This is a genomic window from Streptomyces sp. NK15101 (assembly GCF_020400725.1).
Taxonomy (GTDB): domain Bacteria; phylum Actinomycetota; class Actinomycetes; order Streptomycetales; family Streptomycetaceae; genus Streptomyces.
In genome coordinates, this window is record NZ_JAINVG010000011.1 from 65,865 (window position 1) to 81,810 (window position 15,946).

General features: G+C 72.6%; 16 protein-coding genes. 9 read left to right on the forward strand and 7 right to left on the reverse strand.

Going from position 1 to position 15,946, the window contains the following annotated elements:
- Positions 1-29: 29 nt before the first annotated feature.
- On the reverse strand, positions 30-548 hold the full coding sequence (locus tag K7G60_RS08815; protein WP_225800238.1) for a hypothetical protein: 519 nt from the start codon (positions 546-548) through the stop codon (positions 30-32).
- 190 nt (positions 549-738) lie between these two features.
- On the opposite strand from K7G60_RS08815, the gene K7G60_RS08820 reads away from it, so the two are divergent.
- From K7G60_RS08820 to K7G60_RS08830, 3 genes are all read left to right on the forward strand, one after another.
- The gene (locus tag K7G60_RS08820; protein ID WP_225800239.1) at positions 739-1,299 is read left to right on the forward strand and encodes a hemerythrin domain-containing protein; all 561 of its coding nucleotides are present in this window, start codon (positions 739-741) and stop codon (positions 1,297-1,299) included.
- Positions 1,300-1,572: 273 nt separating this feature from the next.
- Complete coding sequence (locus K7G60_RS08825) at positions 1,573-4,029, forward strand: molybdopterin oxidoreductase family protein (protein ID WP_225800240.1); 2,457 nt, start codon at positions 1,573-1,575, stop codon at positions 4,027-4,029.
- Entirely contained in the window at positions 4,026-4,520 is a 495-nt protein-coding gene (locus K7G60_RS08830) for a hypothetical protein (RefSeq protein WP_225800241.1), read from the forward strand. Before K7G60_RS08825 ends, K7G60_RS08830 begins: the two co-directional genes overlap by 4 nt.
- A 30-nt stretch (positions 4,521-4,550) precedes the next feature.
- On the opposite strand, the gene K7G60_RS08835 is transcribed toward K7G60_RS08830, so the two are convergent.
- Entirely contained in the window at positions 4,551-5,462 is a 912-nt protein-coding gene (locus tag K7G60_RS08835) for a UbiA family prenyltransferase (RefSeq protein WP_225800242.1), read from the reverse strand.
- 78 nt (positions 5,463-5,540) lie between these two features.
- Between K7G60_RS08835 and K7G60_RS08840 the strand changes: the two genes are divergently transcribed.
- The 3 genes from K7G60_RS08840 to K7G60_RS08850 are packed head-to-tail and all read left to right on the forward strand — an operon-like array spanning position 5,541 to position 8,201.
- A complete protein-coding gene (locus tag K7G60_RS08840) occupies positions 5,541-6,623 on the forward strand; it encodes a type III polyketide synthase (protein WP_225800243.1) in 1,083 nt (360 codons plus the stop codon).
- A gap of 13 nt (positions 6,624-6,636) precedes the next feature.
- Entirely contained in the window at positions 6,637-7,173 is a 537-nt protein-coding gene (locus K7G60_RS08845) for an isoprenylcysteine carboxyl methyltransferase family protein (RefSeq protein ID WP_225800319.1), read from the forward strand.
- Positions 7,170-8,201 carry an NAD(P)/FAD-dependent oxidoreductase gene (locus K7G60_RS08850; protein ID WP_225800244.1) on the forward strand — a complete coding sequence of 344 codons (1,032 nt, stop codon included), beginning with the start codon at positions 7,170-7,172 and terminating at the stop codon, positions 8,199-8,201. The genes K7G60_RS08845 and K7G60_RS08850 overlap by 4 nt, the downstream gene beginning before the upstream one ends.
- 9 nt (positions 8,202-8,210) lie before the next feature.
- On the opposite strand, the gene K7G60_RS08855 is transcribed toward K7G60_RS08850, so the two are convergent.
- The 3 genes from K7G60_RS08855 to K7G60_RS08865 all read right to left on the reverse strand — a co-directional run bounded on the left by K7G60_RS08855 (position 8,211) and on the right by K7G60_RS08865 (position 11,362).
- Complete coding sequence (locus K7G60_RS08855; protein WP_225800320.1) at positions 8,211-8,870, reverse strand: YqjF family protein; 660 nt, start codon at positions 8,868-8,870, stop codon at positions 8,211-8,213.
- A gap of 285 nt (positions 8,871-9,155) precedes the next feature.
- Positions 9,156-10,013, reverse strand: a complete 858-nt coding sequence (locus K7G60_RS08860) for a pyridoxamine 5'-phosphate oxidase family protein (RefSeq protein ID WP_374115610.1) — start codon at positions 10,011-10,013, stop codon at positions 9,156-9,158.
- Positions 10,010-11,362 (reverse strand): globin domain-containing protein, encoded by a 1,353-nt coding sequence (locus K7G60_RS08865; protein ID WP_225800245.1) that lies wholly within the window; start codon positions 11,360-11,362, stop codon positions 10,010-10,012. Before K7G60_RS08865 ends, K7G60_RS08860 begins: the two co-directional genes overlap by 4 nt.
- A gap of 372 nt (positions 11,363-11,734) precedes the next feature.
- Between K7G60_RS08865 and K7G60_RS08870 the strand changes: the two genes are divergently transcribed.
- A complete protein-coding gene (locus tag K7G60_RS08870; RefSeq protein WP_225800246.1) occupies positions 11,735-12,673 on the forward strand; it encodes a MerR family transcriptional regulator in 939 nt (312 codons plus the stop codon).
- A gap of 117 nt (positions 12,674-12,790) precedes the next feature.
- Here the strand turns inward: K7G60_RS08870 and K7G60_RS08875 are convergent, their stop codons facing one another.
- On the reverse strand, positions 12,791-13,534 hold the full coding sequence (locus tag K7G60_RS08875; protein WP_225800247.1) for a phosphodiesterase: 744 nt from the start codon (positions 13,532-13,534) through the stop codon (positions 12,791-12,793).
- Positions 13,535-13,695: 161 nt separating this feature from the next.
- Between K7G60_RS08875 and K7G60_RS08880 the strand changes: the two genes are divergently transcribed.
- Positions 13,696-14,313: an ABATE domain-containing protein gene (locus tag K7G60_RS08880; RefSeq protein ID WP_225800248.1), complete on the forward strand. Its 618-nt coding sequence runs from the start codon at positions 13,696-13,698 to the stop codon at positions 14,311-14,313.
- Between the two features lie 456 nt (positions 14,314-14,769).
- Here K7G60_RS08880 and K7G60_RS08885 read toward each other — a convergent pair whose 3' ends face one another.
- Positions 14,770-15,240: a DIP1984 family protein gene (locus K7G60_RS08885; protein WP_225800322.1), complete on the reverse strand. Its 471-nt coding sequence runs from the start codon at positions 15,238-15,240 to the stop codon at positions 14,770-14,772.
- A gap of 356 nt (positions 15,241-15,596) precedes the next feature.
- Between K7G60_RS08885 and K7G60_RS08890 the strand changes: the two genes are divergently transcribed.
- On the forward strand, positions 15,597-15,914 hold the full coding sequence (locus tag K7G60_RS08890) for a hypothetical protein (RefSeq protein WP_225800249.1): 318 nt from the start codon (positions 15,597-15,599) through the stop codon (positions 15,912-15,914).
- Positions 15,915-15,946: the final 32 nt, after the last annotated feature.

A 15,946-nucleotide genomic window follows, 5' to 3' on the forward strand; every position in this document is an offset into this window, starting at 1 on the left:
GGAGCACGGCTCCGGCGGTGTCCCGGCGGTCACGTCGGCAGGGCGGCCCGGAGGCGGTCCCGAAGTTCCGCACCGTGGAGATCGGCTATCGGCGCCAGGACGTCGGGATGGCGCAGGAGGGCCGCCGACCGGTGGTCCTCCTCCGTCGGATCGGTCAGCCGGCGGAAGGCCACGGGGGCGGTGTCGCCGTGCGCCTCGACGACCGCTCCGGCCGCGAGGGAGGCCAGGGCCGGAGAGCCCAGCAGGCAGGCGGCCCAGCTGGTCACGACCTCGTCGACCCAGGAGCGCCATGCTTCGGCGTGCTCCGGGGCGGTGGCATCCGCACCGGTGATCCAGTCGAGACGGGACGCGCCTCCCGGCCCCGAGAACGCCACGAGTTCGGCGTCCAGCTCCGTGGGGTAACGGAGCAGGGCCGCCACCGTCACGGCCTGGCGGGCCTGGGCCTCCGCGAGACCGCGCTGCAGTGCGCCGCCGGCGGGCGGGTAGGACTGGACGAGCCACTGCGTCGTCGCCGCCACGATGGGGGAGAGGAAGTCGTCTGCGGGCACGGCTGACCGTCCGTACGGAGAAGAGGGGAGCGAAAACCCCAGCACGGTAACCGGCACTCCGCAAACCCGAAATGACGCAGGTCACGCAGCACGGAAGAGCGACACGCTGACGTCCCGGGAATTGCGACCTTTTTCCCTCTCCTCGCGCTTCATTGGAAGTCCACACCGGAGAAAAGAAAAGGAGAGGGACATGGGACACGGTGGCGATGTCATCGCCGAGCTCACCGCCGACCACGAGGAAGTGGAGCAGCTGTTCGCCAAGATCCAGGGACTTCCTTCCGGTGATCCGCGCAGGAAGAACCACGCGGATCAGGTCACCATGGAGCTGGTGCGACATTCGGTCGCGGAAGAGTCCTACCTCTACCCGGCGGTCCGGGAACACGTCCCCCAGGGCGACGGCCTGGTCGACAAGGAACTCCAGGACCACGCCGCGGCTGAGCGCACGATGAAGGAGCTGGAGGGCTGCGCCGCCGATGATCCGCGGTTCGACGAGCTGATGATGCGGCTCATGAGCGAAATCCGTTCCCATGTCGCCGACGAGGAGAACAACCTTTTCCCCCGGCTGCGCCAGGCGTGTCCCGCCGACATGCTGGACGAACTGGGCGACAAGGTGCGACGGGCCAAGAAGATGGCGCCGACCCGTCCCCATCCCTCCGCTCCCGACACGCCCCCGGCCAACAAGCTCCTCGCCCCCGGCATGGGTCTCGTCGACCGGCTGCGGGATGCCATGACCGGGCGCGGCAAGGACTGAGGCGCCCGCGCCCCGGTCCCGCGGACCGCACCGGTGGGCTGTCGTCGCCTTGTCGGCGGCGGCAGCCTCCGTGCGTCGGGCACTCGTGACAGCGCGTGGTCCGTACCGCCGGCGGGCCGGTCGTCGTCCGCCCGGGCGGGCGAGACGCGGCCGGGCGCGGACGGAGCCGTCCCGGGCGGGCGCTGCGCGCAGCGGTTCGGGAGCGCCGCTTGACCGGAGGGGCCAGGGGTAGACGCACGCCACCGAAGGACGAGAGGGAAGGCGGAGGGTCGAATGGAATCTCCGGTCGACCGGATCGCACGGCCCTGGGGTGGCCGGACCGCCTACGGCGCCGGCGGGACGTGGCCGGCCCGGGTGGACACGCATCTCGCCGACGGCGTCACGGCGGCCGACGTCGAGCGGTGGGTGCAGTCCGCGTCGGTGCTGCATTCGAACGGGGACGCGATGGACATCGCGGTGCGGGACGGCCGCATCGTCGGTGTCCGGGGACGTGCGGTGGACCGGGTGAACCGCGGCCGGCTGGGGCCGAAGGACCTCTTCGGCTGGCAGGCCAACCACGCCGCCGACCGGCTGCGCAGCCCACTGGTCCGGGAGGGCGGGCGCCTGGTCGAGTGCGACTGGGACACGGCCATGGGCCGCGTGGTGGAGCGCTCCCGCGAACTCCTCTCCGCCCACGGGCCAGGAGCGATCGGGTTCTACACCACCGGGCAGCTGTTCCTGGAGGAGTACTACACCCTGGCCGTTCTGGCCCGCGCCGGGATCGGCACCAACCACCTCGACGGCAACACCCGTCTGTGCACCTCCACCGCGGCCGAGGCGCTGAAGGAGTCGTTCGGCTGCGACGGCCAGCCCGGCTCGTACACGGATGTCGACCACGCGGACACCCTCGCGCTGTTCGGCCACAACATGGCCGAGACGCAGCCGGTGCTGTGGATGCGGGTGCTGGACCGGCTGGAGGGCGAGGCCCCGCCGCGGCTGCTGTGCGTGGATCCCCGTCCCACCGTGGTGGCCCGGCGCGCCGACGTCCATCTGGCGCCCCGGCCGGGAACCAACGTCGCCCTGTTCAACGCGCTCCTGCACGAGGTCATCCGGAACGACCGGATCGACCACGCCTTCGTGGAGTCGCACACGGTGGGCTTCGAGGAACTCCGCAAGCAGGTCGCGGAGTGCACCCCCGCGTGGGCCTCGAACATCTGCGACGTGTCCGCCGCGGCCGTCGGACGGGCCGCGGAGCTGCTCGGCGGCGCCGAGCGGCTCCTGTCCACGGTGCTGCAGGGCGTCTACCAGTCGCACCAGGCCACGGCGGCCGCCGTCCAGGTCAACAACCTGCACCTGATCCGCGGGATGCTGGGCCGGCCGGGCTGCGGAGTGCTGCAGATGAACGGCCAGCCGACCGCCCAGAACACCCGCGAGACCGGTGCCGACGGCGACCTGCCGGGCTTCCGCAACTGGCAGAACGACCAGCACGTCGCCGACCTGGCCCGCGTCTGGAACGTCGACCCGTCGGCCGTCCCCCACTACGCCCCGCCGACCCCGGCGATGCAGATCTTCCGCTTCGCCGAACAGGGGTCGGTGCGCATGCTGTGGATCAGCGGCACCAATCCGGCCGTGTCCCTGCCGGAACTCGCCCGCATCCGCGGCATCCTCGGGCAGGAGCGTCTCTTCACCGTCGTCCAGGACCTCTTCCTCACCGAGACCGCACAGCTGGCCGACGTGGTCCTGCCGGCCGCGACGTGGGGCGAGAAGACCGGTACGTTCACCAACGCCGACCGCACCGTCCACCTCTCGGAGAAGGCGGTGGAACCGCCCGGGGCGAGCCGCCCCGACCTGGACATCTTCCTGGACTACGCACGGCGCATGGACTTCCGCGACCGCGACGACGGCCCGCTGGTCAAGTGGAGCACGCCCGAGGAGGCGTTCGAGGCGTGGAAGCGCTGCAGCGCCGGCCGGCCGTGCGACTACACGGGTCTGACGTACGGGAAACTGCGGGGCGGCACCGGCATCCAGTGGCCCTGCAACGAGGACGCTCCCGACGGCACCGAGCGCCTCTACACCGAGGGCATCAGCTGGGCGCATCCCGACGTCTGCGAGAGCTACGGCAAGGACCTGGTCACCGGCGCGTCCGTCGAGGTGGTCGAGTACCGGTCCCTCAACCCCGACGGGAAGGCGGTCATCAAGGCCGCCGAGTACCTCCCGCCGCACGAGGACACCAGCGAGGAGTACCCCCTCCAGCTGACCACCGGCCGCACCCTCTACCACTTCCACACCCGCACCAAGACCGGCCGGGTGCCGCAGCTCGACGCCGCCGCCCCGGAGGTGTGGGCGGAGCTGAGTCCCGCCGAGGCCGCCGCGCGGGACCTCCACGAGGGGGACCTCGCCCTGATCACCACGGCGCGGGGATCGCTGCAGGCCCGCGTCCGGATCACCGACATCCGCGACGGGCTCGTCTTCGTGCCCTTCCACTACGGCTACTGGGACACCCCCGGAGGCCACGGCCCGGCCTCGCCGGCGGAAGGCCGAGCCGCCAACGAGACGACGATCACCGCCTGGGACCCGGCCTCCAAACAGCCCCTGTTCAAGACGGCCGCGGCCCGCGTCGAACGCGTCGCACGAGGTGACGGCACGCCGGCGCCCGCCCCGACCAACACCGCCTCCGCCCCGTCCGCGCCGGACGGTGTTCCGGCCACCGGCGGAGGACCGCGGGCCTACGCGACGGAGGAACGGCCATGAGCGGCATCACCCTCGTCCTGCGTGCGCTCCACCACGGCGAGCGCCACCTGGAGAAGGAGCTCGTGGCCGTCGCGGACCGTCACCGCACGGACCACGAGGTGCACCACGTCGCCACCGATCTCGCCCGCTGGTCCGACGAGCACGCCGACCGCATCGCGGACGCGGCCCGGGCCCACGGGCTCGACCTGAAGGGCGGCGCGGAGGAGAAGCCGGGCGAAGGCCTGCTCTCCGCGGTGCGGGAGAAGACCGCCGAGTGGCTGGGGCATCGACCGGAGCCCGGTCTCCTCCTCCTGCGTGACCTGCGCTCCCTCCACCTGGCGGCGGCCGGGAACTCCCTGTACTGGGAAATGCTCGCCCAGTACGCCCAGGCGGCGAGGGAGGACCGGCTCCTGGCCCTGTCCTCCGACTGCCACCCGCGGACGCTGCGGCAGATGCGCTGGACCGACACCATGATCAAGGTGCTCTCGCCGCAGATCCTCACCAGTCTCTGAGGCGGGTCCCCGAGGATCCGTTCGCTTCGGTCACGGCCAGACCCGGCCGGCGGGAGGCGCGCCTCCGGCCAGCACCAGGAGTGCGGCGTCGAGGCCGGCCATGACCAGGACGGCGACGAAAGGCACGCGTCCGCGCACCAGAGCGGGCGGTCCGGCCACCGCCACGGCGCAGAGCGCGAGGGTCACGCCGATCAGGCCCGCCCCGGCCGGGGACACCCGGCCCGTCGGACCGGCCGTCAGCATCACGCAGGAGGCCAGCGCCAGGACCGCGGCCGACGCCGTGGATCCGCGCCGGCCCATCCTCTGCGGGAGGCCGCGCACCCCGCCCGCGAGGTCGTCCGCGATGTCCGGCAGGACGTTGGCGAAGTGGGCGCCGGTCCCCAGGAGCGCCGCCGCGGCGGTCAACCACAGGGGTGGCCACGGGTGGCCCGGGAGAGCCAGCGTCAGGAAGGCGGGCAGCAGGCCGAAGGCGACGGCGTACGGCAGCCAGGAGAGGACCGTCCGTTTGAGCCAGAGGTTGTACGTCCATCCGGCGGCGACGCAGCCGAGGTGCACCGCTCCGGCCAGGAGCCCGCAGCCGAGCGACAGCGGGACGCAGACCAGCAGGGCCGCGCAGGCCGCCGCGCCCACCGTGCCCGGCCGTACGCTCCCCGTGGCCAGTGGTTTGTCACGGCGTCCCGCGGCCCGGTCGCGCCGGAGGTCCAGCCGGTCGTTGCACCAGCCGATCGACAACTGGCCGGCGGCGACCGCGGCCACCGCCTCGGCCGCGGAGGCGGAGTCCAGCCCGGAGGCGGCGGACAGGAGCGCCGCGAGGACCGTCACCGTCGCCGCCGGCAGCGGGTGACTCGCCCTCAGCAGGCCTACGACGTACGGGCGTTCCGCCGGGCCGGGCACGGCCGGGGCGGCGAGGCGGTGGGTTCCTTCGTCCGTGGTGGGGCGCACCGCACCACGCTAGGCGACGGCGCGCCCATGACCTCCGGGTTGAGGGTGTCGACGCCTCACCGTCCCTATGTTGGAGCAATGACCCGCGTCCTCGCGGTGGGCACGGCTTTCCCGCCGCACCGCTACATGCAGCACGAGATCACCGAAGACCTCGTCTCCGGCCTGCCGCCCGGATCCGACAGGGATCTCGTGCGCCGGCTGCACGCGGCGGCCGGCGTGGAGAGCCGTCATCTCGCTCTCCCCCTCGACCGTTACCGTGATCTCGGCACTTTCGGCGAGACCAACCGCCTCTTCGTCGAACTGGCCGCCGCACTGGGCGCCGAAGCCGTCGAGCGTGCCCTCCACGACGCCGGCGTACGCCCGGAAGAGGTCGACCTGGTCGTCTCGACGACCGTGACCGGCATCGCGACCCCGTCCCTGGAGGCCCGCCTCGCCGCACGGATCGGTCTGCGGCCCGACGTCAGGCGCACGCCCCTGTTCGGACTCGGGTGCTCCGCGGGCGCCGCCGGCCTGGCCCGCGTCCACGACTTCCTCGACGGCCGGCCGGGCAGCACCGCTCTCCTTCTCTCCACCGAACTGTGCTCGCTCACCCTGCAGCGCGCCGACAGGTCGATGGCGAACCTGGTGGCGGGCGGTCTGTTCGGGGACGGAGCCGCCGCACTCGTGGCCGTCGGCGGTGACCGCCCCCGTACGACGTCACGTACGGCACCGCACCCGTCCGGGGCCTCCGTGCCGAGCGTCGTGGCGGCACGCAGCCGCCTGTACCCCGGGACCGAGCACCTGTTGGGGTGGGACGTCGGTGACTGGGGCTTCCGCATGGTCCTCGGGCCGGAACTCCCCGAACTCGTCAGGCTGCACGTGGCCGAGGAGGTCGAGTCCTTCCTCGCCGTCCACGACCTCAAGCCCGGGGACGTGGGGGCATGGATCTGCCATCCCGGCGGCCCGAAGATCCTGGACGCGCTCGCCGACGGGCTCGGCCTGCCGGACTCGGCCCTCGCGGCGAGCCGCCGCGCCCTGGCCGCCCACGGCAACCTGTCCTCCGCGTCGGTGCTGCAGATCCTGAAGGACACCCAGGCCGACCGGCCGCCGTCCGGAACGACCGGCCTGCTGCTCGCCTTCGGGCCCGGTTTCTCCTCCGAGCTCGTCCTCCTGGCCTGGTGAGGCCGTCGTGACCGTGACGCCGTACACCGTGTTGGTCCTGCTGGTCGTCGCCGAACGCTTCGCGGAGCTCGCCGTGGCGCGACGCAACGGCGCCTGGAGCCGGGCCCGGGGCGCCCGCGAGCACGGCGCCGGGCACTACCCGGTCATGGTCGTCCTGCATGCCGCGCTCCTCCTCGGCTGCCTCGTCGAGCCCCGGGCGGCCGACCGGCCCTTCCTGCCGCTGTTCGGCTGGGCCGCCCTCGCCCTCACACTGGCCGCCCAGGCCCTGCGATGGTGGTGCATCGGCACGCTCGGGCCCCGCTGGCACACCCGGGTGCTGATCGTCCCCGACCTCCCGCTCGTCGCCTCCGGCCCCTACCGCTTCCTCCGGCACCCCAACTACGTCGCGGTCGTCGTCGAGGGCATGGCCCTGCCCCTGGTGCACACCGCCTGGGTGACCGCCCTGGGCTTCTCTCTCCTGAACGCGGCCCTGCTCACCGTCCGCATCCGCTGCGAGAACACCGCCTTGGCACCTTCACGCACCCTCTCCCCCACCGGAGCCGCGTCGTGATCGACCTCCTCGTCGTCGGTGGCGGCCCGGCGGGGCTGGCCACCGCGATCCACGGAGCGCGACGCGGCTTCGACGTCGTGGTCGCCGAGCCGCGGCCGGCACCGATCGACAAGGCCTGCGGAGAGGGATTGATGCCCACGGCGGTGCACGCCCTGGGAGCCCTCGACGTGCACGTGCCCGGCCGGGACCTCCGCGGCATCCGCTACGCCGACGCCGCCGGCGGCCGAAGTGCCGAAGCCCGCTTCCGCACCGGGTCCGGTCTCGGCGTGCGCCGGACCGTGCTGCACGGGGCGCTCGCCGCCCGGGCCGCCCGGCTCGGTGTCCCGGTCGTCCCGCACCGCATCCGCCGGGTGACCCAGTCCGAGGGGTACGTGACCGCCGACGGGATCACCGCCCGCTATCTCGTGGCGGCCGACGGACTGCACTCGCCCACCCGGCGCGCGCTCGGCCTGACCGTACGGCCGACCGCCACCCGGCGGCACACGCCCCGGTACGGGCTGCGGCGCCACTACGCCGTCGAGCCGTGGACGGACCTGGTCGAGGTGTACTGGTCCGCCGACTGCGAGGCGTACGTCACTCCGCTCGGACCGCGGCAGGTCGGCGTCGCCATCCTCACCTCGCGCCAACGGCCCTTCGACGACCAGCTGACCCGTTTCCCCGCACTGGCCGCCCGTCTGCGCGCGGCCGGCGGGACACCCGTCAGGGGCGCCGGGCCGCTCCGTCAGCAGGCCCGTACCCGGACGGCCGGGCGGGTGCTGTTCGTGGGCGACGCCGCCGGGTACGTCGACGCGCTGACCGGCGAGGGCCTCACCCTCGCCCTGACGGCGGCGGACGCCCTCGTGCGCTGCCTTAGCGAGGGGCGTCCGCAGGCGTACGAACAGGCCTGGTGCCGCTTGTCCCGCAGCTATCGGCTCCTGACGAGGTCCCTGCTCTGGGTGCGGAACCAGCCGCCACTGGCCCCTCTGATCATGCCGGCGGCCGCCCGGTTCCCCGGTCTGTTCCAGAGCGCCGTGAACCTGCTCGCCTGAACGTCGCCGTCAGCGCACCGGGCGGGGAGGCCCGAGGAGGACGGGACCGACTCCCGGGGACACGTGCACCAGCGGCGAGGGTTCCGGATCGGGGAGACCGGCGCTCCGGGTGAGCGTCTGCTCCAGCTCCCCGACCGTCCCGTGCCTGAGCGTCCAGGGCTCGTGGTGCACCGGGGCGAGCCACAGGAGGCCCGCGCTCCGCGAGAAGGCGACCCACCTCGAAGTGAGCCACTCGTCGAGGGCCGACATCTCCTCGACCGGCGCGCCCGCGCGGATCCGCATCCGGTATCCGGCGCCCTCCGCACCCCGGCGTCGTCCACCGTAGAACGTTTCGGCGCCGCGCTCACGCACCGTCAGGTCCGCCAGCCGGTAACGCACCCCGATCGCCCGCGCGCCCAACAGATAGGGCGCGGTGACGTCGAGGGAGAAGAACCACAGCCCGCTGCGTCCGTCCGGCAGCCGTACGTACGTCCGCAGGTTCGTCTCGGGGAAGTCCGCGGGAGGCAGCGGCACGAGCCCCAGGCCGCGGACGGACGACATCGTGAACGGCGTCAGACTGACCCAGGCCCGGTCCTCGAACCGGTCCACGAGCAAGCCGTTGGGCAGCAGGCGCTGGACGACCTCGGCCTCGTACCTCCAGTGCACCATCGCGAGCCGCTCCCACCGCATGCTCAACAACGGGAAGGCGACGGGCTCGGGGGCTCGTCGGGGCGGCGTCCTCGTCAACACCTTCTCCAAAGCTCGCAGACCGGTCCGGCCGGCGGGCTCGGCCGCCGACGAGCGCCACACCCACCCTGTGACCGCCCGTCCATGCTGTGGGTCGCCGCGCGGTCGCCGCGGCAGCGACACGGCCCGATGGCGATGACACCTTCCCGTCGCGCCGGGCGGATGACGCCCGATCAGGTGCGGGCCGGTGCCCGCCACGCGGGGTTCCGCCGCCTTCGCCCGGGCGTCTCAGCGCGGGCAGGTGCTGCGACTGAACCAGCCGCTGAACCCCCCTGCTCCCGCCGCGGAGTCGGCCTTCGCCAGCACCGTCTCGGCCGCCGCGCGCCAGGTCGCCCGGTCCGCGCGGGGCGGCGGCACGAACGGGCCGCGCTCCGAGGCGCCGGCGGCCGCGCCGAAGAAGTCTCCGCCCTTGCGCTTGACGTCGTCCGTGCCCCAGGACCTGCCGCTGTCGCGGGCGGGGACCTTCTGGAGGTGGGGAATGTGCTTGGCGCAGTGGATGTACGCCTCGTCGACGGTGATCTCGACCCACACCAGGGCCCGCCGGCCGGGCACCGGGTCGACGGCGAGTCCGGCGTCGGGGTGGGCGCGGCGCATCTCGTCGTCGGCGACGACCCTGGCCCGGCCGTTGACGTGGAGGCCGATGCGGTCGCGGAGGAAGTCCACCATCAGGACGCCGACGTGCGGGTTCTCCTCGATGTTGCCGAGGCTGGCGTGGACGCCGTTGCCCCGGTACTCGGGGTAGGCGAGCGTCGTGTCGTCGAGGACGTGCAGGAAGCCGGGAGGGCCGGCGCGGAAGGTGCTGTCGCAGGCTCCGTGGCGGTCGGCGGTGGCCAGGAAGAACATCTCCTGTCGTGCCGTGAACTCGCGCATCCGGGGGTTCAGCCGGTCGAGGACCTGTTCGGCGTAGAACCGGTCGGCGCGTTCGGCGGTGCCCAGGCGCCACTGGACGAGGTGTTCGCCGTCGCTGCCCGGGCGGGCGGTGCGCGGGGGTGCGGTCCGCAGTCCGGTCCGCTCGAAGGCGCGCGAGCACTGCCGGGTGCTCGGGTCCTGCCGGAAAGTGCTCGGGTCCTGCTGGAAAGTGCTCACGTCGTTGCCCCGGCCAGTTCCTCTAGGGAGTCGTGTCGTATGCGGTGGGTGGGGATGCCGACGCCCACCAGGGCCTCGACACCGCGGCGGATCATTCCGGGCGGGCCGGACAGGTAGGCGTCGTGGGTGTGCCACGGGCCGTGTTCGCGGACGGCGTCGGGCAGTCCCCCGGAGGGCAGGCCGCCGGGGCCGTCGTCCAGGACGGGTCGGACCGAGAGCCAGGGGTGCGTCTGCCGGAGCCGGAGCATCGTCTCGATGTCGTACAGGCCGTGGTTCTCGCGGGCGCCGTAGAAGACGTCGACGGTGCGGCGCCGGCCGTGCCGGGCGACGTCCTCCACGAGGGCCTTGATGGGGGCGATGCCGGTGCCGCCGCCGAGGCACAGCAGCCCGTTGTCGGTGCTGTGGTCCACGGTCATGGAGCCGGCCGGCGGACCGAGCCGGATGACGTCGCCGGGACGGGCGCGGTGCACGAGGGCGCCGGACACCCAGCCCGCCGGAACGGCCTTGACGTGGAAGGAGAGCAGCCCGTCGGAGCGGGGCGCGGAGGCGAAGGAGTAGTGCCGCCAGACGCGCGGCCACCACGGGGTCTCCAGGGCGGTGTACTGCCCGGCGAGGAAGGGGTACGGCTGGTCGGGCCGGACCGTGACGACCGCGATGTCCGGGGTCCGCATCTCGTGGGCGACCACCTCCGCCTGCCACCAGGCGGGCGAACGGAGTTCGTCCTCGGTCGCCGCGTCGATCATGATCTGCGAGATCGTGGTGTAGGCGGCCACCCACGCGGCCTCGGTCCTGGGCCCCCAGACGGCGGAGGCGTAACGGGTGAGGGCGCCGATCAGGGCCTCGCCGACGGCCGGGTAGTGCTCGGGGCGGGTGCCGTACTTCCGGTGTCCGCGGCCGAGGTGGGCGAGGTACGTGGTCAGGGTGGCGGGGTCGTCCGCGTGGGCCGCGGCGGTGAGCAGTGCCCTGAAGAGGCGGTCCCGCTGGGTGTCCATCGCCGCGGGGAAGAGCTCCCGCAGGTCGGGGTGGTGGAGGAAGAGCAGGGCGTAGAAGTACGAGGTGACCTGGTCGGCGACCGGCTCGATCTCGGCCATGGTGCGGCGCAGGAGGGCCGCGTCCGACTCGTCCGACGGACCGGTCCCGGCCTGGCCGGCCGGCGTGCGGAGTCCCCGGGCCGTGCGGGAGTCGTGAGGCGCGGGGGGCATCCGGGACGCACCGGACGCGGAGGGCGCGCGAGATGCGGGGGGCACCTGGGGCGCAGAAAACGCGTCGGGCGCCTGCGCCGGCCTTCGGGCGAACCAACCCCCGCCTTCGCCTGCTCCGTCGGACGACGGAGTGGTCGGAGTTCCCATCGGTGTGCCTCGCCTCGAATTGCCTCGCCTTCACGCCCCTCCGTACGAGGGCGGCCCGACCATACATCGGCCGTCTGAAGGGGCGGGATATTCGCGACAGACCGCTCCGTGAACGCGTCTTCCCAGGTCAGAGGCCGGTTACCAATGAGTTGGAAGGACGCGCACGCGCGTTCGGTGAGATGCGGGCGGCGAATCCCCGACGGAAAAGTCACGCGACCGTCAGAACTCCTCCATAATCTTCCGGAGAATTCCTCGGCGCCCGGCGGTCCGCTCCGGCGGCGCGATGACGGAGCGGAAAGAACGGCATCGCACCGCTTGCACGCCTCGCCAGGGGCTTGAGTCTCCCGTAGGGGGAGACGTCAGAGTGAGGGCATGAACGGCGACACGCTCTACTCGATCGGCGAACTGGCCCGGCGGACCGGCCTGACGGTCAAGACCATCCGGTTCTACTCCGATCGCGGGATCGTGGCGCCGACGGACCGCAGCCCGGCCGGCTACCGCCTCTACGGCACCGACGCCGTCGCACGCCTGGACCTCGTGCGGACCCTGCGGGACCTGGGAGTGGACCTGACCACGATCCGCAGGGTCGTGGACCGGGAACTCTCGCTTCCCGAGGTCGCCGCAGCGCACGCCGAAGCCCTGGCCGTGCAGATCCGCGTCCTGCGCCTGCGGCACACGGTGCTGACGGCGGTGGCCGAGCGCGGGCTCACTGCTGAAGAGACGGATCTCATGCACAAGCTGGCCCAGCTCTCCGAGGACGAACGCCGACGTCTGATCGGGGACTTCCTCGATGCCGTCTTCGGCAGTCCCGACACCGACTCCGCGTGGGCGGGGGTCAGGTGCTCGATGACCCCCGCGATGCCCGACAGCCCCGAGGCGGAGCAGGTCCGGGCATGGGTGGAGTGGGCCGAACTGGCCGCAGACCCGGATTTCCGCACCAGTCTGCGGCGGATCGCCGAGGACCACGCGGCCGAACAGGCACGAGGCGGGATGACGGGCCCGCGCCGCGGCCTCGGTGCGGTCGTCCGTGACCGGGTCGGCCCCGCCCTGGCGGCGGGCATCGACCCGATGTCGCACCGGGCCGATCCGATCGTCGCGGCGCTTGCGGCCCACCATGCCCGCGCCCTCGGCCGCTCCGACGACGCCGAGCTGCGCCGCTTGCTGCTGGCCCGGCTGGAGAGCATGAACGACCCGCGCCGGGATCGGCACCTCCGGCTGCTCGCGGTGATCAACGGCTGGCCCGCTCCGGAGAGCCTGGCACCGGCGTTCAACTGGTCCGCAGAGGCCGTGCGCGTCCGATTGGAACGGTGACGGGCCGGGGATCGTCGGCGTGGGCCCGGTGCCGTCGCGCGTCATGAGGAGGCCGCCGCCGGGGATCCGAGGACGGCGCAGGGGTGGGCCGCGATTCTCCGGATCGGGCAGGCGGAGTCAGAGCACCACGCGGTAGTGGGTGGTCAGGCGCCGGTCGTCGCCCAGGACGTGGAAGGCGATGCCGGGCGGCTGGTCCCGGTCTGCGGGGCGGTCGCCCTCCCAGGGCATGCGCAGGGTCCAGGTGACGGCCGGGCCGACGATCAGGGGACGGGCGGCGAAGGTCGAGGCGGCTGCCGTGTGGGCGTGCCCGGTCAGGACGGCGACCACCTGCGGATGGGACTCGAGGAGGGCGGCCAGTCGTCCGGGCTGCTCGAGCATCCCGGAGTCCGGCAGCGGGTGGTGGAGTTCGACCGGCGGCTGGTGGAAGGCGACCAGCGCCGGGGTGTCCCGCGGCAGACCGCCGAGGGTGGTGTCCAGCCAGTCGAGCGTCTGGGCGTCGAGGCGCCCCTCGTCACGGCCGGGAATGGTGGAGTCGCACATCAGGACGGCGGTCCCGGAGATGTGGTGGAGCCGGTTGATGGGCCCGTGGTCCGGTGCTTCTCCGAGCAGGGCCTTGCGGTAGGCCGGACGCACGTCATGGTTGCCGGGGCAGGTGAGCACCGGGAAGGGGGCCGCCAGGATACGGGCCGCCTGCTCGTATTCGGCCTCCTCGCCGTGATCGGCGATGTCCCCGGTGACCAGGACCGCGTCGACCGGGTGAGGCAGGGCCCGCAGGTGGTCCATGACGCGCTCGGCGCGCCGGGTGGCCCTCTCGCTGCCGTCCAGGTGCAGGTCACTGATCTGGGCGAGCAACACCGTCATGCTTCGTCCTCCCCTGGCGGCTCCGGCCGCGGGTCACAGCGACGCGGGTTCGTGATCCACGCCGGCTTCTAACGGATGCTCTTGTTTTTCCGTTAGGGACTCTAGGGTGCGCATCGGAATGTGATCAAGTGGTCGTCGAACAGACAGGGAGGGAGGCGCTGATGGAGCGCTGGCTGGCGCTGGAACTGGCGAGCACGATCCGCCACGACGGGGACGGCGGCGTCGCCGACGACCTCGCCACGACACACGGAACCGTCCGCTGGATCCAGGCCCAGGCCGACCTTCTGGCCGGCACGGTCCCGGCCGGGGAGGTCACGGTGGACGAAGGCCTGCGGATCGAGATCGTCGAACTGCGGCAGGCGGTCCGGTCACTGTTCGCCCGGGCGGTCAGCCCCGCTCCCCCCAGCTCGGCGGACGCCCGTCTGCTGATGCCTGCCGACCGGGCGTTGACCCGCCTCAACACGGTCGCCGCTCGTGAAACGGTCGTCCCGCAGCTGGACTGGCCGCGACAAGGAACGCCCGTGACCCGTCTGCTCTCGACGGAGGGCGATCCGAAGACCCGGCTCGTGGCGGCCCTGGCGCGCGCCTCCGTCGAGTTCCTCAGCGGTCCGCCACGCGAGCGGTTGCGGGCCTGCACCGCGCCCCGCTGCGTGCGCTACTTCGTCAAGAGCCACGGACGGCAGGAATGGTGCAAGCCCTCGTGCGGAAACCGCGCCCGCGCGGCTCGCCACTACCAGCGCCGGCGCCTGACGGCCGGTGACGGTGCCACCACGTCCTGACGCCCGGCACACCCTCGCCCCAACGCGACACCACCGCCGCCGGACCGCCGCCGGAAGGACGGACGACTCGTCGCCCGGCACCTGAACCGCCGGCGAGCGGAGTCGCGGCGCCGGCCGACGGACCGGCTCCGGTTCGAGCGCGTTCGACTCGGCTCGGAACTCGTCCCGACACCCGTCAGGGCCCCGTACTGTTGATCACGCGCCAGCGGTTCTCAGTGGTACCGCGATGTGGAAAGCCCCGAACCCGCCCTCGCGGCCCCGGATCTGCACGTGGTGATGTGCCGTGCGATGTGCACCTTTACCTGTACGCGATGCTGAGCTGCACCGTTGTCGGGGATTCGAACCCCAGCGTTGCTCTTCACGCACCAGGAGTGGGCCGGAAAACCGCCGGCCCTCGGTGTGTGCACGCCTCCGAAGCCGCTACCTGCTCCACATGGCCCCGCCCTGCCGGACTGCTCAGTCCAGCAGGTCGACCTCCCAGTTCGTACGCTGGATCCGCACGTCGACCTCGCGGATCTCCCGGGCGAGCGCATCCGCCTGAGCGCGCAGTTCCGCGACCGGGAGCGCGGAAAGCATCAGCAACTCGGACCGAAGCTGCCGGCCGTATCCCCGCTCGCCGCTCCCCGCCGCCGCGTCCGCCGCCGCGGTGACCACGGAGTGGCGCAACCGCAGGACGTCGCGGCGCGCGAGGGCGTCGGTGAGCGTGCCGTCCGGACCCATCTCCACAGTGGCATTGGTCCGGTTGATCCGACGGATCAGCGTCTCCAGAGAGTCCAGCACCTCACCGACCTCAGCCAGCAGCTGAGCCGCGTCCTCGGCGGGGGTCTCCCCCTCCTGGTACCGCGCACTGCTGACGACGCGCGCTCGCAGCTGTTCCACACGGCGCGTCGCCTCCGCACGTTCCGCCAGTGCCTCGGCAAGCTTCACTGTCTCCACCTCCCCCTCCATGAGCTCGCACGAGTATATGAGCGTGCGCGGAGCGCGTCCGCCGCGCCCAGGCGGACGGACGGGTCGCCGCCGGCGTCGACCCGTACCGCGCCATCGAGCTGATCTACGCCCCGCCGTACCACCGGCTGCTCGTCGTGCCATCCGTTGGTGGCCGGGTCAGGGCGGGCAACCCGCCTTCTTCGAGCCTACGAGCGGCTTCTGACAGCGCCGACCTCGCAAGGCTCCTGACGACACCGATGAGGATCGATGGAACCGGCTGTGCCCACATGCCGTGACGGCCGCACCGGAGCCCGCAGAAGGCGGACGCTCACGGGGGCTGTGACGGCATGCCCGCCATGGCATCGGAGATGCGGGAGGACGAGGGCGAGTACTACTGCTTCCGGTCCGCTCACGTGGAGAGCGAGGAGGCGTGGGTCTTCGAGTTGAGCGAGGCGCGTCCGGCCCCTGCTTCCTGGGCCGGGACGGAGCATGAGGGGGCCGTCATGCCCGGCGTCGTCATGGTTGCCGTAGTCGCCCATGACGCAGAGGTGGAGAAGCCGCCGTTCGTGCGCTTCGATCCGGAGCAACCGGTGCCTTTCGCATTGATGAAACGGTTCGTTGCGCGCGTTGCCGAGATGCCGGACGGCCTCGAAGGGGAACAGCCGCCCAGGTAGAGGGCCGCTTTCACCGCTGGTCAGGGTCGCGG

Excerpts from the sequence above, each read along its gene's own strand:
- K7G60_RS08820 (WP_225800239.1), top strand. The coding sequence starts at position 739 with ATGGGACACGGTGGCGATGTCATCGCCGAGCTCACCGCCGACCACGAG.
- K7G60_RS08825 (WP_225800240.1), top strand. The coding sequence starts at position 1,573 with ATGGAATCTCCGGTCGACCGGATCGCACGGCCCTGGGGTGGCCGGACC.
- K7G60_RS08830 (WP_225800241.1), top strand. The coding sequence starts at position 4,026 with ATGAGCGGCATCACCCTCGTCCTGCGTGCGCTCCACCACGGCGAGCGC.
- K7G60_RS08840 (WP_225800243.1), top strand. The coding sequence starts at position 5,541 with ATGACCCGCGTCCTCGCGGTGGGCACGGCTTTCCCGCCGCACCGCTAC.
- K7G60_RS08855 (WP_225800320.1), bottom strand. The coding sequence starts at position 8,870 with ATGCGGTGGGAGCGGCTCGCGATGGTGCACTGGAGGTACGAGGCCGAG.
- K7G60_RS08865 (WP_225800245.1), bottom strand. The coding sequence starts at position 11,362 with ATGGGAACTCCGACCACTCCGTCGTCCGACGGAGCAGGCGAAGGCGGG.
- K7G60_RS08870 (WP_225800246.1), top strand. The coding sequence starts at position 11,735 with ATGAACGGCGACACGCTCTACTCGATCGGCGAACTGGCCCGGCGGACC.
- K7G60_RS08875 (WP_225800247.1), bottom strand. The coding sequence starts at position 13,534 with ATGACGGTGTTGCTCGCCCAGATCAGTGACCTGCACCTGGACGGCAGC.
- K7G60_RS08880 (WP_225800248.1), top strand. The coding sequence starts at position 13,696 with ATGGAGCGCTGGCTGGCGCTGGAACTGGCGAGCACGATCCGCCACGAC.
- K7G60_RS08890 (WP_225800249.1), top strand. The coding sequence starts at position 15,597 with ATGGCATCGGAGATGCGGGAGGACGAGGGCGAGTACTACTGCTTCCGG.